At 71.3% G+C, this 24,663-nt stretch carries 20 protein-coding genes and 2 pseudogenes; 6 read left to right on the forward strand and 16 right to left on the reverse strand.

The window, feature by feature from the left end:
- Window positions 1-9: 9 nt before the first annotated feature.
- Window positions 10-291: pseudogene (locus ACWCQ1_RS25145) on the reverse strand (ATP-binding cassette domain-containing protein); the annotation flags it as partial.
- A gap of 143 nt (window positions 292-434) precedes the next feature.
- Complete coding sequence (locus ACWCQ1_RS25150) at window positions 435-2,477, reverse strand: ArnT family glycosyltransferase (protein WP_451027434.1); 2,043 nt, start codon at window positions 2,475-2,477, stop codon at window positions 435-437.
- A gap of 225 nt (window positions 2,478-2,702) precedes the next feature.
- Between ACWCQ1_RS25150 and ACWCQ1_RS25155 the strand changes: the two genes are divergently transcribed.
- Genes ACWCQ1_RS25155 through ACWCQ1_RS25165 form a run of 3 tightly spaced genes read left to right on the forward strand, consistent with a single transcriptional unit; the run spans window position 2,703 to window position 5,202 of the window.
- Complete coding sequence (locus ACWCQ1_RS25155) at window positions 2,703-3,830, forward strand: ABC transporter ATP-binding protein (protein ID WP_133041585.1); 1,128 nt, start codon at window positions 2,703-2,705, stop codon at window positions 3,828-3,830.
- Entirely contained in the window at window positions 3,827-4,537 is a 711-nt protein-coding gene (locus tag ACWCQ1_RS25160; RefSeq protein WP_358598516.1) for an ABC transporter permease, read from the forward strand. The genes ACWCQ1_RS25155 and ACWCQ1_RS25160 overlap by 4 nt, the downstream gene beginning before the upstream one ends.
- On the forward strand, window positions 4,534-5,202 hold the full coding sequence (locus ACWCQ1_RS25165) for an ABC transporter permease (RefSeq protein ID WP_451027435.1): 669 nt from the start codon (window positions 4,534-4,536) through the stop codon (window positions 5,200-5,202). Before ACWCQ1_RS25160 ends, ACWCQ1_RS25165 begins: the two co-directional genes overlap by 4 nt.
- 54 nt (window positions 5,203-5,256) lie before the next feature.
- Here ACWCQ1_RS25165 and ACWCQ1_RS25170 read toward each other — a convergent pair whose 3' ends face one another.
- From ACWCQ1_RS25170 to ACWCQ1_RS25185, 4 genes are read right to left on the reverse strand one after another with little or no spacing between them, the layout of a single operon-like run.
- Complete coding sequence (locus ACWCQ1_RS25170) at window positions 5,257-5,859, reverse strand: GTP-binding protein (protein ID WP_133041588.1); 603 nt, start codon at window positions 5,857-5,859, stop codon at window positions 5,257-5,259.
- Window positions 5,846-6,265, reverse strand: a complete 420-nt coding sequence (locus ACWCQ1_RS25175) for a DUF742 domain-containing protein (protein WP_133041589.1) — start codon at window positions 6,263-6,265, stop codon at window positions 5,846-5,848. The genes ACWCQ1_RS25170 and ACWCQ1_RS25175 overlap by 14 nt, the downstream gene beginning before the upstream one ends.
- 56 nt (window positions 6,266-6,321) lie before the next feature.
- Entirely contained in the window at window positions 6,322-6,801 is a 480-nt protein-coding gene (locus ACWCQ1_RS25180) for a roadblock/LC7 domain-containing protein (RefSeq protein ID WP_133041590.1), read from the reverse strand.
- On the reverse strand, window positions 6,798-9,734 hold the full coding sequence (locus ACWCQ1_RS25185) for an ATP-binding protein (protein WP_358598512.1): 2,937 nt from the start codon (window positions 9,732-9,734) through the stop codon (window positions 6,798-6,800). Before ACWCQ1_RS25185 ends, ACWCQ1_RS25180 begins: the two co-directional genes overlap by 4 nt.
- Window positions 9,735-10,094: 360 nt before the next feature.
- Between ACWCQ1_RS25185 and ACWCQ1_RS25190 the strand changes: the two genes are divergently transcribed.
- A complete protein-coding gene (locus tag ACWCQ1_RS25190) occupies window positions 10,095-11,060 on the forward strand; it encodes an ABC transporter substrate-binding protein (RefSeq protein ID WP_133041592.1) in 966 nt (321 codons plus the stop codon).
- A gap of 60 nt (window positions 11,061-11,120) precedes the next feature.
- Here the strand turns inward: ACWCQ1_RS25190 and ACWCQ1_RS25195 are convergent.
- From ACWCQ1_RS25195 to ACWCQ1_RS25220, 6 genes and pseudogenes are all read right to left on the reverse strand, one after another.
- A pseudogene (locus tag ACWCQ1_RS25195) lies at window positions 11,121-11,261 on the reverse strand (alpha-L-arabinofuranosidase); the annotation flags it as partial.
- Window positions 11,260-12,222 carry an ROK family protein gene (locus tag ACWCQ1_RS25200; RefSeq protein WP_358598509.1) on the reverse strand — a complete coding sequence of 321 codons (963 nt, stop codon included), beginning with the start codon at window positions 12,220-12,222 and terminating at the stop codon, window positions 11,260-11,262. The pseudogene ACWCQ1_RS25195 and the gene ACWCQ1_RS25200, both read right to left, overlap by 2 nt.
- A complete protein-coding gene (locus tag ACWCQ1_RS25205; protein WP_451027480.1) occupies window positions 12,219-13,886 on the reverse strand; it encodes a dipeptide ABC transporter ATP-binding protein in 1,668 nt (555 codons plus the stop codon). The genes ACWCQ1_RS25200 and ACWCQ1_RS25205 overlap by 4 nt, the downstream gene beginning before the upstream one ends.
- Window positions 13,887-13,912: 26 nt before the next feature.
- Window positions 13,913-14,797 (reverse strand): ABC transporter permease, encoded by an 885-nt coding sequence (locus tag ACWCQ1_RS25210; protein WP_133041593.1) that lies wholly within the window; start codon window positions 14,795-14,797, stop codon window positions 13,913-13,915.
- Window positions 14,794-15,753 carry an ABC transporter permease gene (locus ACWCQ1_RS25215; RefSeq protein WP_451027436.1) on the reverse strand — a complete coding sequence of 320 codons (960 nt, stop codon included), beginning with the start codon at window positions 15,751-15,753 and terminating at the stop codon, window positions 14,794-14,796. The genes ACWCQ1_RS25210 and ACWCQ1_RS25215 overlap by 4 nt, the downstream gene beginning before the upstream one ends.
- Window positions 15,754-15,756: 3 nt before the next feature.
- Window positions 15,757-17,496: a peptide ABC transporter substrate-binding protein gene (locus ACWCQ1_RS25220; RefSeq protein ID WP_451027437.1), complete on the reverse strand. Its 1,740-nt coding sequence runs from the start codon at window positions 17,494-17,496 to the stop codon at window positions 15,757-15,759.
- Between the two features lie 182 nt (window positions 17,497-17,678).
- On the opposite strand from ACWCQ1_RS25220, the gene ACWCQ1_RS25225 reads away from it, so the two are divergent.
- Complete coding sequence (locus ACWCQ1_RS25225; RefSeq protein ID WP_133041596.1) at window positions 17,679-18,875, forward strand: ROK family transcriptional regulator; 1,197 nt, start codon at window positions 17,679-17,681, stop codon at window positions 18,873-18,875.
- A 16-nt stretch (window positions 18,876-18,891) separates the two neighbouring features.
- Window positions 18,892-20,400: a M81 family metallopeptidase gene (locus ACWCQ1_RS25230; protein WP_451027438.1), complete on the forward strand. Its 1,509-nt coding sequence runs from the start codon at window positions 18,892-18,894 to the stop codon at window positions 20,398-20,400.
- A 19-nt stretch (window positions 20,401-20,419) separates the two neighbouring features.
- On the opposite strand, the gene ACWCQ1_RS25235 is transcribed toward ACWCQ1_RS25230, so the two are convergent.
- The 4 genes from ACWCQ1_RS25235 to ACWCQ1_RS25250 are packed head-to-tail and all read right to left on the reverse strand — an operon-like array spanning window position 20,420 to window position 24,562.
- On the reverse strand, window positions 20,420-20,995 hold the full coding sequence (locus ACWCQ1_RS25235) for a GTP-binding protein (RefSeq protein WP_358598496.1): 576 nt from the start codon (window positions 20,993-20,995) through the stop codon (window positions 20,420-20,422).
- Window positions 20,982-21,338: a DUF742 domain-containing protein gene (locus ACWCQ1_RS25240; protein WP_133041599.1), complete on the reverse strand. Its 357-nt coding sequence runs from the start codon at window positions 21,336-21,338 to the stop codon at window positions 20,982-20,984. The genes ACWCQ1_RS25235 and ACWCQ1_RS25240 overlap by 14 nt, the downstream gene beginning before the upstream one ends.
- Window position 21,339: 1 nt before the next feature.
- A complete protein-coding gene (locus ACWCQ1_RS25245) occupies window positions 21,340-21,771 on the reverse strand; it encodes a roadblock/LC7 domain-containing protein (protein ID WP_133041600.1) in 432 nt (143 codons plus the stop codon).
- Between the two features lie 13 nt (window positions 21,772-21,784).
- Window positions 21,785-24,562 (reverse strand): nitrate- and nitrite sensing domain-containing protein, encoded by a 2,778-nt coding sequence (locus tag ACWCQ1_RS25250; protein WP_451027439.1) that lies wholly within the window; start codon window positions 24,560-24,562, stop codon window positions 21,785-21,787.
- Window positions 24,563-24,663: the final 101 nt, after the last annotated feature.

Consider the following 24,663-nt stretch of genomic DNA (forward strand, 5'->3'; position numbering starts at 1 on the left):
CTTTCAGTGGTGGTCGACGGCGGAGAACTGGCCGGTGACGCCGATCGCGGCACGCACGGACTGCGCAGCCTCGCGCACGTCGTGCCCGGCGACGCGGGCCTCGCCGGCGTCGGCGCGGATCAGGGTGGAGAGGATCTGGACGGTGGTGGTCCTGCCGGCGCCGTTCGGGCCGAGCAGCGAGAAGATCGTGCCGCGCGGGACCGAGAGATCGATCCCGTCGAGGACGACCTCGTCGCCGTACGCCTTGCTCGGGCCGGTCACCTCGATGGCCGGTGTCGTCGTCTGGTTCATGCCGCAGAGCGTGCCGGGAGCCGGCTTCAGGGCGGCTTCACGGCGGTTTCAGCGGAAGCCGCGGGCTGAAACCGGAGGCGCGAACGCAAGGGCGGGCCGCCGGCAGGGGAGTCCGGCGGCCCGCTCGCTGGGGGGAGGAGGAGTCAGCCGACGTCGGAGGCGTCCAGGCGGTACAGGCCGCTGTAGGCGCTCACCGCCGTGCCGTGCTTCTTCACCCAGGTGGCGATCTCGGAGCTGGTGGACCGGCCCTCGTCGCCGCTGACCACGACGTAGTGCAACGTGCCCGCCTTCACCAGGGACTTGAGCTTGGCGAGGGTCATCGCGTCGTCGCTGCCCGACCAGCCGCCCATGGAGACCACCGGCTGACCGGACTCCAGGATGATCGAGGAGGCGGTCTGGTCGGTGGCCACGGCGACCAGCCAGGTGGCGCCGTCCTGGTGCTTCCTCAGATACGAGATCATCGCGGAGGAGACCTCACCGTCCATGCCGCCGGCCGTACGACCGCTCTGCGACGGGCTGCCGCTGCTGGTGCCGGTGGCTCCCGCACCGGACGGCGGCTGCCCCATGGACCGCCCACCGGCGTCGCCCGATCCGCTCGGCGCGTTCCCACCGGACCTGCTGCCGCTCGGACCGCCGCCCACGCCGCCGCCCATCCCGCCACCGGTGTTGGGACCGGCCGTCGGGTTGGTGCCGTTGGTGCTCGCGGTGGTCGCCGCCGAGACCGAGTAGGCGGCAGGGCCGGCGAGCAGCGCCACGACCGCCGTCAGCGCGGCGAGACCGACCAGCTTGCGCCGACGCGCCAACCGTCCGGCCACCAGACCGAGCGCCGCCGCGGCGCCGGCGAGCGCGACGACGACCTCCGCGACCGTGTAGAGCGTCCCGGAACCGGACGCCCGCCGCAGCAGGACGACCGCCCAGACCGCGCTGACCGCCACCGCACCCGGCAGCACCCAACCCCACGTCGCCGAACCGTCCTTGAAGGCGCGGTACAGCATCACCCCGCCCGCGCCGGCCAGAGCGGCGATGCCGGGGGCCATGGCGGTGACGTAGTACGGGTGGAAGGTGCCCTCGGCGAGGGAGAAGGTCAGGTAGTGCAGGACGAACCAGCCGCCCCACAGCAGCAGCGCGGCCCGCCCGGCGTCCGTGCGGGGCGCCCGGCCGCGCAGCACCAGCGCGCCGGTCAGGGCGATGGCCGCGAAGGGGATCAGCCAGGAGATCTGGCCGCCCATGATCTCGTTGAACATGCGGTGGAAGCCCGCGCTGCCGCCGAAGCTCGCCCCGTTGCCCTGCGAGCCCACCGAGGAACTCGCCCCGAAGATACGGCCGAAGCCGTTGTAGCCGATGACCAGGTCCCAGACGGTGTTGTCGGTCGAGCCGCCGATGTAGGGGCGCGAGGACGCCGGGATCAGGTCGACGATCACCATCCACCAGGCGCTGGAGACCACCAACGCCACCGTGGCGACGGCCAGGTTGCGGATCCGGCGGCCCAGGCCGCACCGGGCCGCCCACACGTACACCAGGAAGAACGCGGGCAGGACCACGTACGCCTGCATCATCTTGGTGTTGAAGGCGAAGCCGATCGCGACCGCCGACCACACCAGCGGCATCAGCCGGCCGGTCCGCACCGCCTTCAGCAGCGCGGCCGCACCGAGCAGCATCAGGAGGACCAGGACCGGGTCCGGGTTGGTGTCGCGGTTGATGGCGACCGTGATCGGGGTCAGCGTGAGCGTGAGGGCCGCGACGGTGCCCGCCACCACGCCGAAGTCCCGCTTGACCATCCGGTACAGCAGCGCCACCGATCCGCTGCCGACGGCCACCATCGGCAGCATCAACTGCCAGGTGCCGTAACCGAACACGCGGGCCGACAGGCCCATCACCCACAGCGCGAACGGCGGTTTGTCGACGGTGATGAAGCTGCCGGAGTCCAGCGCGCCGAAGAAGAACGCCTTCCAGCTCTTGGTGCCGGAGTAGACGGCCGCGTCGTAGAAGGTGTTGCCGGTGATGGAGGTCAGGTTCCAGGCGTACAGGGCCGTGGCCAGCACCAGGATCGCCCACAGCGCCGGGCGGGCCCAGCGGGGGTCCTCGGGGGCGCCGGTCAGCAGCCTTCTCATGCGGGAGGCGGGCGGGTTCGAGGCCCGGTGCCTGCCCTCCTGGGCCGGCGCGGGAGGCGGGGCGAGGGTCGTCATGACGCGTTCTCCAGTTCGCTCATGGCCATGACGATCGGGGCCCTCACTGTGGGCTCGCTGAGCGGCCGCTGAGCGGGGCGTGAGAACCAGTGGACTCACAGGTCGGTCACAGTGTGATACCGCCTCGGTGCATACCGGTTTTCGCCAGCTTCCCGACTGAATTCGGAAACACATCCGGTCTAGAATCTGCACCCCACGATCCAGTCCCGAAGGGCGTTCGGCGTTTTGATACGGATAGATTCAGTCACCAAGCGCTACCCCGATGGCACGGTGGCGGTCGACAACCTCTCCCTGGAGATACCCGACCGATCCATCACGGTCTTCGTGGGCCCGTCGGGCTGCGGCAAGACGACGACACTGCGCATGATCAACCGGATGATCGAGCCGAGCGAGGGCACGATCACCATCGACGGCAAGGACATCAGCCGGCAGCCGGTGAACACGCTGCGCCGGTCGATGGGATACGTCATCCAGAACGCGGGCCTCTTCCAGCACCGCACGATCATCGACAACATCGCCACCGTGCCCCGCCTGCTGGGCTGGGACAAGGCCAGAGCCCGGGCGCGCGCCCGTGAGTTGATGGAGCGGGTCGGACTCGACGGCTCCCTCGCCAAGCGGTACCCCTACCAGCTCTCCGGCGGCCAGCAGCAGCGCGTCGGCGTGGCCCGGGCGCTCGCCGCCGACCCGCCGGTCCTGCTGATGGACGAGCCCTTCTCCGCCGTCGACCCGGTGGTTCGCAAGGGGCTGCAGGACGAACTCCTGCGCATCCAGGACGAGTTGGGCAAGACCATCGTCTTCGTCACCCATGACATCGACGAGGCCGTGAAGATCGGCACCATGGTCGCCGTGATGCGCACCGGCGGCCATCTCGCCCAGTTCGCCCCGCCCGCCGAGCTGCTGACCGACCCCGCGGACGCCTTCGTCGAGGACTTCCTCGGCGCCGACCGGGGCATCCGGCGCCTGTCCTTCTTCTCCTCCTCCGGCCTCGATCTGCTGACCACCCCGATCGTCGCCGTCGACGCCACCGCCGAGCAGATCGCCGCCCGCACCTCCAAGGACGTGCCCTACCTCCTCGTCACCGACGTCGACGGCCGTCCCCTCGGCTGGAGCGAGCCGGCCGCGCTGACCGCCGGGTCGGTCGACCCGGCCCGACTCCTCTCCCACGGCCGCCCCTTCGAGCACGGCAGGGAGTCCCTGCGTGCCGCCCTCGACGGTGCCGTGCTCTCGCCGACCGGCTGGGCCGTCGCGGTCGGCGCCGACGGCCGGGTCACCGGCGTGGTCTCGCAGCAGATCATCGGCGAGGCCATCCGCGCCGCGCACGCAGAGGGCACCACGGAAAAGGTCGCCGGATGAGCGGCGGCCTCTTCGACATCCCGAGCGACCTGCAGAACACGTACTGGGGCCTGGTCGGACTGCATCTGCGCGAGGCGCTGATCCCGGTCGTCGTCGGCCTGGTGGTGGCGCTGCCCGTCGCCCAGCTCTGCGTGCTGCTGAGATGGCTGTACCCGCCGGTGCTGTGGGTGACGACCGTCCTCTACGCCATCCCCTCGCTGGCCTTCTTCGTCGTGCTCATCGACTACACCGGCCAGACCGAGACCACCGTGATGATCCCGCTGGGCGTCTACAGCCTCGTGGTCTTCGTCCCGGCCATCGTGGACGGCGTCCGCTCGGTCCCGCAGGAGACCCTGGACGCGGCCACCGCGATGGGCCTGGGACCCGTACGGCGTTACTTCCAGGTCCAGTTGCCCATCGCCGCGCCCGCCATCATCGCCGGCCTGCGCGTGGCCACCGTCTCCAGCATCTCCCTCGTCAGCGTCGGCATGCTGATCGGCAACCAGGGCGGGCTCGGCAACCTGCTCAACGACGGCATGATCTACCACCAGTCCCGGCTGATCTGGCTGTCCGTGGTCGGCACGGCCGTCCTCGCCATCCTCGCGGACGCCCTGCTGGTCCTCGTGCGGGTCCTCGTCACCCCCTGGATGCCGCGCGGAAACCGCAAACCCCGCCCCGTCGACGAACCCGAACCCCTGCAGGCAGCCCTGGAGGACGCCGTCCGATGAACGTCCTCCACTTCATCAACAACTTCTTCAGCGACAGCACCCACTGGCACGGCTACGACGGCATCCCCACCCGGCTGCGCGAGCACATCCAGTACTCCCTGATCGCCCTCGCCATCGCGGCCGCCATCGGCCTGCCGGCCGGCCTGCTCACCGGCCACACCGGCCGGGGCGGCAACACCGTCGCCTTCGTCGCCACCGCGGGACGCGCCCTGCCCAGCTTCGGCCTGCTGGTGCTGATGTTCGTCCTCCTGGGACTGGGCCTCACCCCGGTGATGATCCCGCTGGTCGTGCTCGCCGTACCGCCGATCCTGGTCACCACCTACGAGGCGGTGCGCTCCGTCGACCCGTCCCCGGTGGACGCGGCCCGGGGCATGGGCATGGCCGAGTCACGGGTCCTCTTCCAGGTCGAACTCCCTGTCGCGCTCCCCCTGATCCTCAGCGGCCTGCGCTCGGCAGCCATCCAGATCGTCTCGACGGCCACGATCGCGGCCTACGTCTCCCTCGGCGGCCTCGGCCGCTACATCGTGGACGGCCTCTACCAACGCAACTACGAGAAGGTGGTGGGCGGAGCGACCCTGGTGGCCGTACTCGCTCTGGTGACACTCGGGTTCTTCTGGCTGGTGGCCCGCGTGGCTGTCTCGCCCGGAGTGCGGCGGGGCAACTGACCGGCACCGTGGAGGGGCCCGGGGCGCATCTCCGCCCCGGGCCCCTCCCGCGTGTCACCCTCCGCTGCGCGCCAACGCCTGCTCCAGCACAACCAGCAGAGCGTCCCGCACGGACCCCCGCTCCCGCGCGTCGAACACCACCACCGGCACCCGCTCGGCGACGTCCAGCGCCCAGCGGACCTCCTCCAGCGTGTGCTCGACCTTCCCGTCGAACGCGTTGACGGCGACCGCGAACGGGATCTGCTTGTGCTCGAAGTAGTCCACCGCGGCGTAACAGTCGTCCAGACGGCGGGTGTCGACGATGACCAGCCCGCCCACCGCGCCCTCGACGATGTCGTCCCACATGAACCCGAACCGCTCCTGACCGGGCGTGCCGAACAGGTACAGCTTCAGCGTCGGGTCGATGGTGATGCAGCCGAAGTCCATCGCCACCGTGGTGGTGGTCTTGCGGGGCGTGTGGCTGAGGTCGTCCACCCCCGCCGCGACCTCCGTGATGGCGGCCTCGGTGGTCAGCGGCTCGATCTCGGAGATCGAGCCCACGGCGGTGGTCTTGCCCACGCCGAAGCCGCCCGCGATCACCAGCTTGACCGGCAGCGGCGGTGCTACGGCGGCCGCCGGGGCGGCCACGGCGGGGGCGGCCGGTTCAGTCCGAGTCACGGAGTACCCCTCGGGAGTCGGGGATGGCGCGCAGGGCCTCGATGACCCTGCGCAGGACGGAGGCGTCGTGGGTGACGCCGGAGTCGGGCACGTGCACCGTCAGGTAGCCGGCCGCACGCAGGTCCTCGGCGAGGACCCGGACCACGTTCAGGTGCAGCCGCAGCCGGGCCGCGAGTTCCGCGACGGACTGCGGTCGCCGGCAGGCGGCGACGATGTCGTGCTGCTCGAAGTCGAGTTCGTCGAGAACGACGAGACCCTCGGCGGTGGCCACCACCTGGGTCTCCACCGGCACCGGCCGGCCGGCCGCGGTGGGCGCGACGCGGCCGGCGGTGACCAGGAACGGCCGTACGGCGGGGGCGGGGCCGACCGGGTCCGGGTCGCCCGGCGGTGGGGAGCCGTCCGCCATGGGGTGTCTTCCTCCTCGATCGCGCCCTCAGGACGGGTCCCGGGGGCGGCAACCGGTCAGCGCGCGGATGCCGCGCCGACGCTGTTCTTGAGCTGGAGCACCAGCTGCGGGCTGAGGGCGCTGCCGGCCCGGTTGGCGAACAGCGTCATCTCGTAGGCGATGTTGCCCAGCTTGGCCTCCTTGTCGGTGACCACGCCGAGCACGGCGCCGCTGCCGATCGCGGAGACCAGGACATGGCCGCCCTCGAGGTCGATGATGACCTTGTTGAGGGCGCCCAGGCCGTAGTTGCCGGAGGCGCCCGCGGCCAGGGACGTGATGCCGGAGACGATCGCGGCCAGCCGCTCCGAGTCGGCGTGCTCACGCAGCTCGGAGACGGCGATGAGCAGTCCGTCCGAGGAGACGGCGATGGCGTCCACGACGCCCGCGGTCTCGGTCGCGAATCGGTTCAACAGCCAGGTGAAGTCGGCTGCCGCGGCCTGCAGTTCGGCCGGCGTGGTGGCTCCCGCGGGGGGAGTGTCACCTGTCGACGTGCTCACTGCTCGGCTCCTTCCGGGAGGTGGTTCTGGTCGTGCGGGTCGGTGGTCCGACGGGCGGCACCGGACGTGGCGTCCGCACCGCCGGCATTGCCGTTGGCCGCGACGGCACTGTCGCGGTTGGCCCGTTCCACGGCGGCCTCGAACTCGTCGAGTGCGTCGCGGACGGCGTCCGCGTCGGCGGGCCGGGCGACCTGTCGCGCCGCGTGCTGGGCGGCGGCGTCGACGGTCGTACGAAGGGTCGCGCCCCGCACCCGCCGCCGCAGCGGGCGGGCGGAGCCGTCACCGGGGAACGCCGGGCTTGCGCCGCCGCTCGTGCCCTCGGCGGACAACGCCGTCTCGCCGCCCGGGGCTTCGACCGACGATACCCAGTCGCCGGCACCGGAAAGACGCGAGGGCCCCACGTCCTCGGCGGGCCGCGCGGACAGCGCGTCCTCGCTCCAGGGGGAGCGGGTCGGTCGGGCGGGCTCGTGGGAAGCCGGAGCGTCCTCGGCGCGGACGGACGCCGGGGCGTCGGTCCACCCGGAACGCGGTTCGCCGACCGCCTCGTGCGCGTGCGAAGTGTCCTCGGGGCCCGCGTCGGTGTCCCTGGCCCAGCTCGGGCGGGTCGCCTCCTTCGCCCTGGACCGCGGCGGTGCCTCGCTGCGGGCCGGGGGGATGAAGGGCGTGCGTTCAGCGGTGGGCGCGGCAGCCGGAGTGGGGGCGTCGGCCGGAGCCGGAGCCGGAGTCACGGTGTCCGGACGGGACGAGGAGGCGTCCGTGCCCGTGGGGATCTCGCGGCGCGGCACGCGGCGGGGCAGCGGCCCCGGCTGACCGCCCCGCGCGGTGTCGGACGACAACCGCGTGTTCTCCTCGACGGCGGACGACTGCCGGGGTCCGGAAGCGGCTGCCGACGCCGAGGCGATGGAGCCCCGTCGGCCCGTCGAACCGCCGACGGCGACCTCCACCGGGCTCATCGCGAGCAGCAGCGACGGCGGCACCGTCACCTCGGCCGTCACACCGCCGCCCGGGGTGCGGGACAGGTTGACCCCGACGTCCCAGCGCCGCGCCAGGCTGCCGACCACGAACAGGCCGAGCACCTTCGTCGGTACGACGTCCAGTCGCTCGCGGCGGATCAGCCGGCCGTTCTCCTCGGCGAGCCGGTCGGCGCTCATGCCGAGGCCGTGGTCGGCGATGACGATCGCCGCGCCGCCCGGCGCCTCCTCACCGGAGGTGTCCCGCACGTACACCTCGACGGGGCTGCCGGCGGGCGAGAACGACACCGCGTTCTCCAGCAGTTCGGCCACCATCAGCGTGAGGTCGCCGATGATGTCCGGCTCGACCATGACCTCGGTGCGCGCGTGCAGCCGTACCCGCTGGAAGCCCTCGATCTGGCCCAGCGCGGCGCGTACGACGTTGGTCAGCGACGTCGGTCCGGAGTCCAGGACCGTCTCGCGGATACCGGCGAGCAGCATCAGGCTGTCGGCGTTGCGGCGCAGCCGGACGGCGATGTGGTCGATGGAGTAGAGGCGCTCCAGCAGGGCCGGGTCGGTCTCACCGCGCTCCACCGCGTCGATCAACGCGAGCTGACGGGTCGTCAGGTTGCTGACGCGGCGGCCCACGTTGCCGAACATCTCGGCGACGTTGCGCCGGCTGAGCACCTGGCGCTCCAGCAGGGCGATCGAGGTGGTCTGCACGCGGTTGAACACCTCGGACAGCTCACCGATCTCGTCGTTCGCGGTGACCGGCATCTCCCGCAGCCTCGGCGGGCTGTCGTCCTCGGCGTCGTCGTCGGCGACCCGGGCCAGCTCGCGCCCGGCCACGTCGGCGACCTCCTGCGCGGCACGGGTGAGGGCCTGCACCGGCCGCACCACCGAGCGGCGCACCAGCACCGAGAAGGCGATCCACAGTGCGAAGCCGAGCAGACCGATGGCGAGCAGCAGTCCGGCCCGCACCTTCGCGTCGCTGGAGGCGCGGTCGGCGCGGTCGGCGATCTGGTCGATGAGCGAGGTGGTGATCTTCAGCCGGCTCTGCGCCTGCTCGGGGTAGGCGGGGTAGTCGCTGAGGGCGTCCTGGAACGCGGTCTTGATCTCGGCGGGCGTGCCGGCCTGCAGGGTGCTGGGCGCGACCTGGAGTTCGGCGTACGCCTCGGAGATCTCCCGCATCGCGGCGGTGTGCTCGACGCCGGTGAGCTCGTCGGCCTGGTCGGCGGTGGCGAACCGGGCGAAGCGGTCGGCCTGGTTGCCGTAGAGCTCGTAGGCGCCGACGGCGGTGGTGAACTCGATGAGCGCGTTGGTGTCACCGGTGGTCGCCGAGAACACGCCGGTCTCGAAGGAGCCGTGCGCGGCGTCGGCGCGCAGCAGGGAGTCCAGGAGGTTGCCGGTGAAGGTCGCGGCCAGCTCGGCGTTGCGGTCCAGGCCGAGACCGTCGATCAGGGTCTTGGCGGCGTTGTCGTAGGCGGGGTCGATGTTGCTGGCGGGCAGATAGCTCTGCTCGACCGTCCCGCGCAGGCTGGTGAGGCCCTCGACCTCCTTCAGCGCCTGCGCCTCGCTGTCCGGCAGCTCCCCGCCGAAGACCGACCGCACCTTGGCGACCTGGTCGTCCACCGCCCGCTGCGCCTTGCGGTAGGCGGTCCGGGTCGACTCGGCGCCCTTGCCGCCGGCCTCGTAGCGCACGGAGAGCAGGATCGCCAGCTGGTGCTCGCTCTCCACCTCGTTGACCAGGGTGGCCACCTGCTCGCTGTTGCGCACCAGATCCGCCGCGGACGAGGCGTCCTGGGCCTGGCCGATCTGGCCGGCGATCAGATACGAGAGCAGGGCGGCTACGACGGCCAGCGGAACGCCGACCAGGAGGTTGAGCTTGCGCCGGAACGGCCACCGGTCGGCGAACCCCCGGATGCCGCCTCTCGGCGACGGCGGGGCGGGCCGGGCGGTCGCGTCCACCTCTTTCGTGGACACCGGGCCTCCTTCGTGCGGTCTCGGTCGCGCGCGACGACGCGCCTTGACCGATTCTGATCGATGACTGGATCATGAGGAATGGTGCGGATGACACCGCAGCGGCCCCCGCACACCGCTGTGACCGACGCCAACTGCGGTGAGACTACCGTCTCTTTGAATGATCAAGGGCGTCGCCCTACGTCAAGAATCCGTTACAAAGCGCCTCCGCTTCCGCTTCAGTCTGTTCACACCGCATTCACAACCGATCACGCATTGAGGCCAATTGGTGACCAGGCTGCTCTTGACTGAGGGAGAACAGGCTGGATTGGATCAGTTGCAGCGGTTGCTTCTCATCAATCCCCCGAGTCCGGAACGGGAATCGTGACTTCCAAAGCCCCACGCCCCAGGTCCTTCAGGAGCTACCCCGCGGCGGCCGTCGCGCTTGCCGCGACCACGGCCCTGCTGGCGGGATGTGGTTCCTCCTCTTCCTCCGACAGCTCCTCCTCCGACCCGCTGCAGGGCGGCAAGTCGGACGGCAAGACCGTCGTCGTCGGATCCAACAACTTCGCCGAGAGCATTCTGATCGCCGACATCTACGGCGAGGCCCTGAAGGCCAAGGGTGTCAAGGTCACCTACAAGCCGAACATCGGCAGCCGCGAGACGACGTACGGGCTGCTGAAGAACGGCTCCATCACCGTGCTGCCGGAGTACAACGGCGCGCTCCTGGCCTACCTCGACCCGAAGGCCGCGCCCAAGACCGTCGAGGCCACCACGGCCGCGATCGAGGCCAAGCTGGACTCCAAGCTGACGCTCCTGGAGCCCGCCTCCGCGCAGGACAAGGACTCCGTCACGGTCAACAAGGCCACCGCGGACAAGTACAAGCTGACCAGCGAGTCCAGCATCGCGGACCTCAAGAACGTGGCGAAGGACCTGACCATCGGCGCCTCGCCGGAGTTCCAGACCCGGCAGCAGGGCCTGGTGGGCCTGAAGTCGGTGTACGGCCTGGAGTTCAAGGGCTTCAAGGCGCTGGACGCGGGCGGCCCGCTGACCCTGGCGGCGCTGAAGAAGAACACCGTGCAGGCCGCGGACATCTTCACCACGGACCCGAACATCACCAAGGAGAAGTTCGTCGTCCTGCAGGACCCGCAGAACCTCTTCGGCTTCGAGAACGTCCAGCCGCTCGTATACAAGAGCGGTCTGTCCTCGGACGGTGTCGCCGCGCTGAACGCGGTCTCCGCCAAGCTCGACACCAAGACCCTGCTCGACCTGGACTCGCAGGTCCAGCTCGAGAACAAGGACCCGCTGGACGTCGCCAAGGGCTGGCTGAAGACGGCCGGCCTGAGCTGAGCCCTCTCGCACGGTCCGGCGCGGGTGCCCCCCCTCACGGGTGGCACCCGCGCCGCCGTCCATGGCGTGCGGCTTGAGCCGCCGGTACCCGGTGAAGGTACGCAGATCGGCGGAGTCCCACACATGGATGTACTGGCTGACGTACGTCCAGTCGGTGCCGTTGAGGTCGGTCGCCGGCACTACGAATGTGCCGTCCCGCTCATTTCTCCTCGTTCACCTTGCCGCCCGCTGTGGGAGCGGTGGGTGGATCGAGCTCCGCCCGCGCCCGGGCCGCCGCGCCGACGGCCACCGCGTCCTCGCCCAGACCGGCCGGCAGCACCCGCAACGGGCGCCCGCTGACCGGGGGTTCGGCGCTCAACGCTCGCCGGACGGCGGGCTCCAGGAGCGACCAGGACCGGCTGACACCGCCGCCGATCACGAAGGTCGTCACGTCCAGCAGGCCGGCCGTGACCAGCAGCGCCCGGGCCACCGCTGCGCCCGCCGTCTCGAACACCGCGAGCGCGTCGGGATCACCCCGGCCCGCCGCCTCGGCAACGCCGCGGCCCGAGCCGTCGCGGCCCGTGCGCTCCCGGTACCGGGCGGCGATCGAACGGCCCGAGGCCAGCGTCTCCAGATGGCCCCGGCCCCCGCAGGTGCAGGCCAGTTCGCCGAAGCCGGGCACATGACCGATCTCGCCCGCCGCGCCCTCCGGCCCGTCGTACAGGGCGCCTCTCAGCCACAACGCCCCGCCGACCCCGGTGCCCAGCGTCATACCGAGCACGTCCGGCTCGCCCGCCACCGCCCCGGCGGTCACCTCGCCGCGCAGGAACGCGTTGACGTCGTTGTCGAGGAACGCCGGCACTCCCAGGCCCCGTTCGACCGCCGCGGTCACCTCGAAACCGGCCCAGCCGTGAAAGGAGTCGCTCGCCACCAGCACCCGTCCGGCCCGAGCGTCCACCACCCCCGCCGCCCCCACCCCGACACCGAGCAGCCGCGCGGGCGTACGCCCCAGCAGGCGCCGTACGGCATCCAGCGCGGCGCCGACCATCGCCGCCCCGCCCTCGGCCGCTGGCGTCGCCACCTCCAGACGGTCCATGACCCTCAAGTCCCCCGCGCACAGCAGCACTTGGGTGGTCGTGCCGCCGATGTCGACGCCCGCGACCACCCCGGAAGCACGCGTCACGCGGTGGCCCCCGTCCGGTCCTCGGCCCGCCGGCGCCGCTGCACCACAGGATCCGGTACCGGCACCGACGCGATGAGCCGGCGCGTGTAGGCGGTCTCCGGCCGCAACAGGGTCCTCATGGTCGGCCCCTCCTCCTCGACGCGCCCGTCACGCATCACCACGACCCGCTGCGCGAACTGCTGCACCACCGCCAGATCGTGCGAGACGAACAGGCACGCGAACCCCAGCTCGCCCTGCAACTCGGCGATCACCTCCAGCACCGTCTGCTGCACACTCACATCCAGCGCGCTCGTCGGCTCGTCCGCGACCAGCAGCCGCGGCTGAAGCACCAGCGCCCGGGCGAGACTGACCCGCTGCCGCTGCCCACCGGACAGCTCACGCGGCCCCCGCCCCGCCAACTCCCGGGGCAGCCGCACCCGTTCGAGCACCTCGGCGACCCTGGCGCGCCGCTCGGCCGCCGACATCCCCCGCCGGTGCATCCGCAGCGGCTCGGCGACGCACTCCCCGACACTCATCCGCGCGTCCAGCGAGGCCACCGGATCCTGCAGCACCACCCCGACCCCGGACAGCAGGGCCCGGCGCGCGCGTCCCCGGGTGCGGCCCAGGTCGGCACCGAACAGCGACACCGACCCGGACGCGGGCGCCACCAGCCCCAGCGCGACGCGGGCCGCGGTCGACTTGCCCGAGCCCGACTCGCCCACCAGCCCGACCGTCTCGCCGGCCCGCACCGACATCGACACCTCCCGCAGCGCCCGTACGGTACGGGGACCACGGCCGAAGGTCACGGACACGTCCTGGAGCCGGACCACCGGCTCGCCCTGCGCCGAAGGGGCCGGTGCCTCCTTCGGCTCGTCGACCACCAGGCGCGGCACCGCCGCCAGCAGCTTCCGCGTGTAGTCGTGCCGCGGCCGCAGCAGCACCTCGTCCACCTGCCCGCTCTCGACGATCTCGCCCCGCAGCATCACCGCCACCCGGTCCGCGAAGTCGGCGACCACGCCCATGTTGTGGGTGACCAGCAGCACCCCGGTGCCGGAGTCGGCGGCCAGCTCCCGCAGCAGATCGAGGATCTCGGCCTGCACGGTGACGTCCAGCGCGGTCGTCGGCTCGTCCGCGATGAGCAGACCGGGCGAGTTGGCGATCGCCATCGCGATCACGACGCGCTGCCGCTGCCCGCCCGACATCTGGAACGGAAACGCCTTCGCCCGCCGCTCCGGCTCGGGAATGCCGACCCTGCGGAGCAACTCGACCGCCGCACCGGCGGCTTCGGCGCGGGAGAGGGGACGGTGGTTCCGGATGACCTCGGCGATCTGCGCACCCACCCGGGTGAGTGGATCGAGGGCGGTGGCCGGCTCCTGGAACACCATCGACGCCGTACGACCGCGCAACCGGGCCAGCTCTCCCTCGCCGGCCCCGACGACGTCCCTGCCGTCGATCCTGACCCGGCCCGAGACACGGGCGTTGCCCGGCAGGAGACCCATCGCGGCGAGGGCGACGGTGGACTTCCCGGAGCCGGACTCGCCGACGAGGGCGAGGGTTTCACCCGGATGCACGTGCAGTGATATGTCACATAGCGCCGGCACGTCACCCGTCTCGGTCCCGAACGTGACCCCCAGCCCCTCGACCTCCAGCACCCTCTCCGCCTCCGGCACCTTCGCCCCCTCCACCGCCTTCCCCGCCTTCCCTGCGCCCTTCACCCACGCCCCCTCACGTCGAAGGCGTCCCGCAGCCCGTCCCCGATCGCGTTGAACGCGCACACGACGAGGATGATCGCGAGGCCCGGCGGAACGATCAGCCACCAGCGTCCCGAGTACGCGGCCGTCAGACCGGCGGACAGCATCCCGCCCCAGTCGGTCTTCGGCGGCTGGACACCGAGGCCCAGATACGAGACGTAGGCGACGAGCAGGATCGCGTCGGCGACCTGGAAGGTGGCCGCGACGACGATCGTGGACACCGAGTTGGGCAGGATGTGCCGGCGGATCGCCCGTCCGTGCGTGCCACCGGTGGCGCGCAACGTCAGGACGTAGTCACGGCCCTTCAGCGTCAGCGTCTCCGCCCGCACGAGCCGGGAGGGCACCAGCCAGGACACCAGTCCGAGCACGAGGATCAGCCCGAGCGGGTCAGGGGTCGTGATCGCCGACACGACCAGCAGGATGAACAGCGCGGGAATCGCGATGCCCGCGTCCACGATCCGCATCATCACCGCGTCCACCCAGCCGCCGGCGTACCCGGCCACGGCACCCCACAGCGTGCCGATGACGGTGGCGAGCACCCCGGCCGCGAGCCCGACGAGCAGGGAGACCTGCCCGCCGTACATCAGCCGCCCCAGCTCGTCGTGGCCCACGGCGTCCGTGCCGAGCAGATGGGAGCCGCCCGGCCGGAGGTTGACCTGGGTGAGGTCGGTGTGGGTCTGGTCGGTGGAGTACAGCAGCGGGCCGGCGAAGCAGAGCAGCAGGAAGAGGACCACCACCGCGAGACCGGCGACGGCCAGCCTGTTGCGGGTGAACCGGCGCAGCGAGAGACGGTGGCCCGCGAGGGGGTCGGTCGTCGGCGTGGTGGTCTGCAGGACGGCGCTCATGCCTGGCCCGCCTTCACTCGGGGGTCGACGACACGCTGGACGACGTCGGCGAGCAGCGTGCCCACGACCGTGGCGACGGAGATGACGAGGACGCAGCCGAGCAGCACCGGATAGTCCGACGACTGCGCGGCGGACCAGAACAGCAGCCCCATCCCCGGGTAGTTGAAGAGCTGCTCGACGACCAGGGCGCCCCCGAACAGGACGGGCACGTAGTAACCGAGCATCGCGATCACGGGCGTGAGCGAGTTGCGGAAGACGTGCCGGAAAAGGATCGCGTACTGCCGCGCACCGCCCGCCCGGGCGGTGCGGACGTAGTCCTCGGCCAGGTTCTCCAGCGTCGCCGCCCGCATGTACCGGCTGAACACCGCGATCATCGACGCGGCGCCCGTGATCACCGGCAGCACGAGCGCCACCGGATCGCCGAGCACCTGCCCGAGCGTGTCCCCCTGCGGCGCCTGGGAGGGGAACCAGCGCAGCGTCTGGGTGAAGACCAGCACCAGGATCAGGCCCAGGAAGTACACCGGGGTCGAGTACGCGACGAAACTCAGCGTCGTGATCACGTAGTCGGCCGGCTTGTTGCGCCGCACCGCCTGCCACATGCCCAGCGGGATCGCGAGGAGCAGCCCGACGAGCGCGGACAGCACCGTCAGCACCAGTGTCTTCGGCAGCCGTTGCCCGATCAGCTGGGAGACGGCCTCGTTGAGCGTGTACGACGTTCCGAGGTCCCCGTGCCGCAGGGTGCGCAGGTAGTAGAGGTACTGGACGGGCAGCGGGCGGTCCAGCCCCTGGTCGTGGTTGAACGCGGTGATCTGCTGGGCGGTCGCCTGCGGTCCGAGGATCCCGCGCGCGGGACCCCCGGGCAGCGCGTGCAGCAGGCAGAAGACCACGACCGTGACGATGAGGATCACCGCGAGGGCCTGGAGCGTCCGCCGGGCCAGGTAGACGAGGGTCTCCATGGCTCAGCCGGTCCACTTCCACTGCGCGGGGTGGAAGTTGGCGAGCGAGTCCTGGGAGAAGCCGCCCAGTCCCTTCTTCATCACGGAGATCTGGTAGTCCGGCTCCGGCAGCCAGATCACCGGCAGGTCCTTGGCGAGGGCGGCGCTGTAGTCCTGCACGGCCCGGGTCGAACTCGACGTCGTGGACGCGGTGATGAGCCGGTCGACGTCCGGGTTGGAGTAACTGCCGAAGTTCGAGCCGGCCTTGGTCTGGAAGAGCGAGTCACCGGTCGGGAAGGCCGGGAAGTACCAGCTGCCCGCCGTGCCGAAGAAGGACAGCTGCCACTTGCAGATCGACTGGCCCGCGGTGCACTGCGGGGTCTGTGAGAGCACCGAGTTGACCGGCGCGGTCCTGATGGAGAACTTGATGCCGGTCTTGGCGAGCGAGGACTGGATCGCGCTCATCATGTTGTCGGTGACGGTGGATCCGGACTGCGACAGCACCGTCATCTCGAACTTGGTGCCCCGGGCGATCCCCGCACCGCACCTGCCCGGGTCGGTGCAGGTCATCACCCCGCCCTGCTCGGTCCAGCCGTGGCTGGTGAGCAGGGACTTGGCGGCACTCGTCGAGAACGGGTACGGATTGTCCTTCTGCGTCGGCGAGACGAAGTCGGAGGCCTGCCCCTGCGGCACCGGACCGTAGCCGGGCACCGCCGTGCCATTGAGGACGACCTTCGCCAGGCTCGTCTGGTCGATCGACCGCTGAACCGCCTGCCGGGCGTAGAGCTGCTGGAACACGGCACCCATGGCGGGGTTGTTGAAGTTGTACGGCATGTAGGTGATGGCCCAGCCCGACCACGGCTTCACCTCGTAGCCCCGCGCGGTGAAGCTCGCCTCCTGGTCGAGGTCGGTCGCCTCGATGTAGCCGTAGTCGACGCTCCCGGAGCGCAGGGCGTTCTTCTCGGCGTCCGCCGTGGTGAAGGGAAGCAGGTTCACGGTGGGGATGCCGGGCTTCTCCCCGCCGTCGTACTTCTTGTTGGCGGTGAGCACGACCTTGCCGGCCGTCGAGAAGGACTTCACGGCGTAGGGGCCGCTGATGGTCTTCCACAGCGCGTTGGTGGCGTAACCGCCGATGTTCTTGGCCGCGTCGTTGAGGTAGGTCCAGGTCCGCTTCGGGTCGCCCTTGTCCCAGGCGTGCTCGGGGAGCGGGTTGATGGAGCTCAGTTCGTTCGCCAGCATCCACTGCGGGTTGTACGCCTTGTCGAAGGTGATGGTGAAGTGGCGGTCGTCCTGGACGGTGAGGGAGGTCCAGTTGTCCGGTGCCTTGCCCGGGTTGTAGCCCGCCCACTGCGTCTTGTTCGCCTTGATGAGGTCGAACCAGAACCGCACGTCCTTGGCGGTGACGGGCTTGCCGTCGCTCCAGTGCCGGTCGCCCAGGGTGATCTTCACGCTCTTGTTGTCGGCGGCGAAGTCGGCGGCCGTGGCGATCGAACCGGCCTTGTTCCAGGCGATCTTGCCGCTCGAGCCGTCGTAGGCCACCAACGGCTCCCACAACGCGTTGGCGATGGAGATGTTGTTGGTGTTGAGGTGCGCCGCCGTGCCGATCGGCAGGATCCAGTTCGGCGTGAAGTTCGCCGGCAGCGCGTAGTTGATTGAGTCCTTGGCCGCGGACGACGCGCCGCTCGATCCGGAGCAGCCCGCGAGCAGCAGCGTGCCCACGGAGAGTGTGACACCGGCCAGGAGTCTCGTGCGGGCAGGGGACATGGCTCTCCTCGGAACAAGGGTGGGCTCTGCGGGGGTGAGGGACAGTCAACGACCCGTGTGGTCGAAGAAACAGACGCACCGTCGTAAAAAGCCTGTTACTGCTGTTCTGAAAAAAGCGTGGAGGCGGTTTCAGGGGCATACGCTCGTCGCCCCGAACGCCGTCGACGGAAGTTACTTCGTCCATGACCGAAAAAAGTCCGCCGCGCCGCAAACACCTCGTCGGCGTCACCTCGCTCGCCGAGCGCATCCTCGAACTCCTCGCCTCCGGTCAGGCCACGACCCGTACGGAACTGGCCGGACTGCTGGGCGCCGCACCCTCGACGATCTCCTTCACGGTGGGTCAGCTCATGGACCACGGGCTGGTCGCGGAGGAGGGCACGGTGTCGTCCGCGGGAGGCCGGCCGCGCAAGGTGCTGCGGCTGGGCGGCAGCGACGGGTTCGCCGTGGCGGCCGAACTCGGCGGCAAGCACGCGCATGTGGGCGTGGTGCTGCCCGGGGGCGGCCTCACCGACGTCTCCACCGTGCCGTTCCCGACCGCCGACGGTCCCGAGGCGGCCCTGCCCGGACTGGTGGAGACGCTCTCCTCGCTCGCGCAACGGCACGGCCGGGGTCTGCTGCGGGGCGTGGGCCTGTGCCTGCCCGGACCGGTCGACGTGGAGCCGGGACTGGTGACCCTGCCGGCCCGGATGCCGGGCTGGAACCGCTTCCCGGTACGGGACTGGCTGGAGGAGCGGTTCGCGGTGCCGGTCGCCATCGAGAACGACGCCAACTGCATGGCCGTGGGCGAGCACAGCGTACGGCCCGCCGCGCACCGCCAGTCGATCATGGTCAAGGCGGGCTCCGGGATCGGCGCCGGTGTCATCGCCGACGGCCGTCTCTACCGCGGCGGCACCGGTGGCGCCGGCGAGATCACCCACGTCCGGGTCGAGGCCGCCCACGACATCCCCTGCTCCTGCGGGAACACCGGGTGCCTGGAGACGGTGGCCTCCGGCGCGGCCCTGGTGCGCGTCCTGCGCGAGCGCGGCCTGAAGGTGACGTCCACCGAGGACGTCGTACGCCTCGCCTCCGACGCCGACCCGGAGGCCACCCGCGCCGTCCGGCAGGCCGGCCGCTACCTCGGTCAGGTCCTCGCCGCCAACGTCAACTTCTTCAACCCCGACGCCGTGTACCTCGGCGGCATCCTCTCCACGCTGGAGCCGTTCGTCGCCGCCGTCCGCAGCCAGCTCTACGAGGGCTGCCATCCGCTGGTCACCGAACACCTGGTGATCGAACGGGCCGTCCTCGGCGCCGACGCCGGCCTGGCCGGCGCGGGGCAGATGGCCCTGCAGCGGGCCCTGGCGCACGCGCTGCACACGGCGACCGGCAACCATCACCCCTGACCCTCCGGAGGATTCCATGCCGGCATCCCGTCCCGTGATCGCCGTCGCCGGCCTCGGCATCGAGTCGTCGACCTTCTCCCCGGCCCGCACCGAGGCCCCCGCCTTCCACCCGCAGCGCGGGGACGAGGTCCTGGCCCGCTACCCCTTCCTCGCTCCCGGCAGCGAGTTGCGCGAAGTCGCCGACTGGAGAGGCGCGCTGGTCGGCAAGGCGCTGCCGGGCGGCACGGTGACCGCGGCGGCCTACGCGGAACTCTCCGCCGAACTCCTCGACCGTCTGCGCCGGTCGGGCCCCGTCGACGGCCTGTGGTTCGACATCCACGGCGCCATGACGGTCGAGGGCCTGGACGACGCCGAGGCCGACCTCCTCACCCGCGTCCGCGAGGTGACCGGCCCGGACGTCCTGGTGTCCACCTCCATGGACCTGCACGGCAACGTCTCCCGTGACCTCGTCCACCTCAGCGACCTGATCAGCTGCTACCGCATGGCCCCGCACGAGGACGCCATGGAGACGAAGGAACGGGCCGCCCGCAACCTCGTCGACCTTTTGACGAGCGGCGCGCCCCGCCCGGTGAAGGCCTGGATCCCGGTGCCGGTGCTGCTGGCCGGCGAGCAGACCTCCACCCGCATCGAGCCCGCGCGGAGCGTGTACGCGGCCGTCGAGGACGTGGAGGCGGCCGACGGGGTCACGGACGCGGCGATCTGGGTCGGTTACGCCTGGGCCGACGAGCCGCGCAACCGGGCGGCGGTCGTGGTCACCGGCCCCGACCGCACCGCCGTGGCCGCGGGCGCGGAACGACTCGCCCACGGTTTCTGGGCGGCCCGGCGCGACTTCGCCTTCGTCGCCCCGACCGGCACCCTGGACGACTGTCTCGACACCGCCCTGGCCGCCGAAGCCCGTCCGTACGTCATCAGTGACACCGGCGACAACCCGACGGCGGGCGGTGCGGGCGACGTCACCTGGGGCCTGCAACAGGTCCTCGCGCGCCCGGAGTTCAAGGACCCCGACGGCCCGACCGTCCTCTACGCCTCCCTGCCGGGCCCGTCGGCCGTCGACACCGCCGTCGAGGCCGGCGTCGGCGCCACGGTCACCGTCACCGCGGGCGCCGAGGTCGACGACCGCCACGCCGGCCCGCTCACCCTCACCGGCACCGTCCACGCGATCCGGCACGGTGACCGGGACGCCGGAACCGAAGTGGTGCTGCGGGTGGGGAGCGTGCACGTGATCCTCACCCGGCTCAGAAAGCCGTACCACCACGAACACGACTTCACCGACCTGGATCTCAACCCCCGCGAGGCGGACCTCGTGATCGTCAAGATCGGCTATCTGGAGCCGGAGCTCTTCGCCCTGGCCGCCGACTGGAGGATGGCCCTGACCCCGGGCGGAGTCGACCAGGACCTGGAGCGGCTCGGCCACCACCGCATCAGGCGGCCGATGTTCCCCTTCGACCGGGACATGCCGGACCCGGACCTGACGGCGCGGATCGTCGCTCCGTCGAACGAGCCCCTGACCGGCCCCGACGAGTGAACCGGCCCTGGGAAAGCTCTCAGTTGACCGCCGCGGCGATCAACTGGTCCAGCAGCGCGATGAGTACGTCCCGGCACGAACCGCGTTCCCGCGCGTCGCACAGCAGGACCTGGACGTGCTCGGGGAGGGCCAGGGCCTCGCGGATCTCCTCGGGCGGGTAGGGGTGTTCGCCGTGGAAGCCGTTGACGCCCACGACGAAGGGGATGCCGCGGCGTTCGAAGAAGTCGATCGCGGCGAAGCTGGTCTCGGGACGGCGGACGTCGATGAGCACGACCGCGCCCAGCGCGCCGATCGCGAGGTCGTTCCACATGAACCAGAAGCGCTGCTGGCCCGGGGTGCCGAAGAGATACAGGACGAGGTCGGCGCCGATGGTGATCCGGCCGAAGTCCAGGGCCACGGTGGTGGCCTGCTTCTCCTCGATGCCCTCCAGGTCGTCGACGCCGAGGCCGGCGGCGGTCAGCCGTTCCTCGGTGCGCAGCGGCGCGATCTCGCTGACCGACCCGACCATGGTGGTCTTGCCCACGCCGAAACCGCCGGCGATCAGGATCTTGACCGTGTCGGGTGCCGACCGGGTGATGGTGTCAGAGTCGGCCAAGGCCGTCCCTCACTTTCTGCAACAGGTCCAGGTCCGGGGTCCGGGTCACCGGATGGGGCGGACGGAACGTGATCCGGCCCGACTCCAGGAGATCGCAGAGCATGATCACGATCACGCTCACCGGGAGGTCGAGCCGGGCGGCGAGTTCCGCGACGGCGATCGGCTCGGCGCAGTGGCGCAGGATGCGCTGCTGCTCCGGCTGAGGTCGGGTGGCCCAGGTCGGCGGCGGGTCCACCGCGGTAACCGTCGTGATGAGCGTGAAGTCGGCGCGGCTCGGCCGGGTGCGTCCGCCCGTCAGCGCGAACGGCCGTACCAGGCGGCCTGCCGTGTCGCCTCCGCCCACCTCACGCGCCGGAATCGACAGTGGGGCCGATGCCGGCCCGTGGTGCGGCGCTGAGATGCTCACCGATCTTCTTGACGAGCATGTTCATCTGGTACGCCACGACGCCGACGTCGGCGCCCTGGCTGGTGAGGACGACGAGATGGGCGCCGGGCCCGGCGGAGGTGAGGATCAGATAGCTGTGGGCCATCTCGATCAGCGCCTGCCGCACCGGCCCGCCGCGGAAGTCCATGCTGACGCCCTTGCTGAGGCTCATCAGCCCGGAGGCGGTGGCCGCGAGCCGTTCGGCGTCGTCCCGCAGGAACCCGGTGGACTTGCTGACGACCAGGCCGTCCTCGGAGAGCACCACGGCGTGGTTCACCTCGGCGACCCGGTCCACAAGGCCGGTCAGCAGCTGATCGAGCGCGGTATGGGTGGCTGGGATGGGGCGTGTCATGACGTGTCCTTCGTCAGCGGTCGGCGGGGGTGCCTGCGGCGGATGTACCGGTGGCGGGGCTGGATGCGTCCGTGTCGTCCGTTACGGCGGCCTCCTCCTGGTCGTACTGCGTCTCGGCGCCCTCGTCACGTGCCTGGAGCGTCCCCCGCTGGAATCCCCCGAGCGAGGAAGCGGCCTGCTCGGGGGTGAACTCCTCGAACGGGCCCTGCTGTTCACCGCGCGGTCCGTCATCGAGGAGCTCGGCGACCAGACTGGTCTGCGGGACCCGCCGGGGGAGTGGGGCGAGCCCCGGGCGACGGGCGTGTCTGCCGGGCTGCCCGGCGCGGTCCCCGGTGGCCGCCTCGCGCTCGGCCTCACCGCCCCGTGCGGCGGCCGCGGCATGCCGGGCGTCCGACACCCACCGCTCCTCACCCGGATACCGGGCCCGTCCCGGTCGCCCCGGAGCGGGTACGGCCCCTTCGGCGCGTCCGGCACCGGGTACGGCCCCCTGGGCCCGTCCGGCACCGGGTACGGCCTCCTCGGCGCGCCAGTCGGCGGACAGGGCCCCGGCGCGTCCGGCGTCCGCGGTGTCCGCGGTCCCGTAGGGGCCGACCGTTTCCGCGGGTCCGGTGGCGTGGAGGCCGGTGTCCGCCGTGCCGTAGGGGCCGGCCGTGTCCGCGGCCCCGGTCTCGGTCGTGCGGGCGTGTTCCGTGCCGTTGAGGAGACCGGTCTGCGGGCGGATGCCAGGGGCGGTGCCGTTCTGCGCGTACTCGTCGTCCCCGGTCCGCGCGGCCGGTGTCCCCACGGTGCTCTCGTGCCACTCGGGCGCGTCCGGCCCGGTGACCCCGTCCCAGGCCTGTCCGGCGGCCCGGGCCGGCTCCGCCACCTCGCGCACCACGATGTCGTGCGGCACCAGGACGATCGCCGTGGTGCCGCCGTACGGCGACGGGCGCAGGGTGACGGCGATGCCGTGCCGGGTGGCCAGACGGGCGATCACGAACATGCCGAGGCGCAGGTCGTCGGCGAGGGCGACCACGTCGAACTTCGGCTCCACCGCCAACTGGGCGTTGAAGGCGGCGTAGTCCTCCTCGGCCATCCCGAGCCCACGGTCCTCCACCTCGACGACCAGGCCCTTGGCGACCAGCGCGGCCCGGACACCGACCGGCGACGGAGAGGGCGAGTACGCGGTGGCGTTGTCGATCAGCTCGGCCAGCAGATGGATCACGTCGGCCACCGCCGGCGGAGCCAGGTACACGTCCTCGTCGGTGTGCACCTCCACCCGCTGGTACTCGGCGACCTCCCCGACCGCGCTGCGCAGGATGTCGATCAGCGCGACCGGCTCGCGCCAGCTGCGCCGGGGCTGCTCCCCGCTGATGATGACCAGGTTCTCCTCGTACCGCCGCAACTGGCTGGCCGTGGAGTCCAGTTCGTACAGGCCCTTGAGGACGTCCGGGTCGGTGTGCTCGCGCTCCAGCGTGTCCAGCTTGGTCAGCTGCAGGTTCACCAGGTTCTGCGACTGCCGAGCGATGCCGAGGATCACCTTCTGGAAGCCCCGCCGGATGTCGGCGAGTTCGATCGCGGTGTGGACGGCCGTCCGCTGCGCCTTGTTGAACGCCCGTGCCACCTCGCCCAGTTCGTCACGGCCGTAGTCGAGCGGCGGGGTCGCCAGGTCCGCGTCCACCGTCTCGCCCCGGTCCAGCCGCGCCACCACGTCCGGCAGCCGCTCCTCAGCCAGGCTCAGCGTGGCCTCCCGAAGACCCCGCAGCCGGCGCGACAACGAGCGGGTGATCCGCCAGGACATGCCCACGCACAGCAGCAGCGCCACCAGCCCGCCCGCGCTCAGCGACGCGGCCGTCACCAGCAGGCTGTGCGCCTTGTCCCCGCTGCGGTCCAGCAGCCCGGACGTCTGGACCCGGATCATCCGGCCGTACTCGTCGCCGACCTTCGCGAAGGCCGCCGCCCACTGGTCCCGCGCGGCGGGCAGAACCACCCTGCCGTCCGCGCCCGGCCGGGCCGCGAGCACCTTGTCCTCGATGTTCTGGACGCTCTGCCACTCGGGGCTCTGCAGGATCCGCTCGGTCTGGGTCTTGGCGCCGCCCTGCAGCGAGGGCACGATCTGGTCCTGGACCAGCCAGCGCCGCGTGTCGACCAACTGCGTCAACGTCATCCACGACTTGTCGGTCAGCCGGCCGGACGGCCAGGCCTGGGTGAGCTGCGCGTCCTCCTGCGCGACCAGCTCCGCCGCGTGCTCCAGGGCGACCAGCGGGCCGGCCTGTGAGGTCAGGTCGCCGTCGTCGACCTGGGAGAGCTCCTGGAAGGCGTGGATCTGGTCGTCGATGATCGAGCTGTACTGGTCCAGCGCCTGCGCCGCGGTGATGTCGGTCGGGTCGTCCACCTGACCCCGGTAGTACTCGAGGCTGCCCACCGAGCCGAGGACCGAGTACAGCCGGTCCGAGATGCGCGCCGGGGCCATCTTGATCGCGTCCGACTGGCCGACCAGCTTCGCGACCGCCTCGTCCGTCTCCTTGCGCTGCGCCTCCAGCGCGGCCCGCGAGCCGCGCGGGTCGCCGGCCAGCCAGGCCGCCGACAGACTGCGCTCCCGCTGCAGGGCGAGCGTCGCCTCGGTGCCCATCGCGCCGGTCGACCGGCTCAACTGCGTCTGCGAGCGCAGCCGCAGCCCCTCCGCGAACATCTGCGTCGTCGTCACGCCCCACATCGCGGCGAGGGTGACGCTGGGAACCAGGGCCAGCAGGATCAGCGACAGACGTATGGAGCCGAGACGGCGGGGCCGGGCACCTGTCCGTGGAGACATGGTCGTCCTAGGCAGTCAGCGGAGTGGAGCGGAGAGTGACGGGGGTGGCCGTGAGCAGGGCGAGAAGGGGTGCACAGGATGCTAACCGCACAAGTGACCGC

Source organism: Streptomyces sp. NPDC002144 (assembly GCF_053593695.1).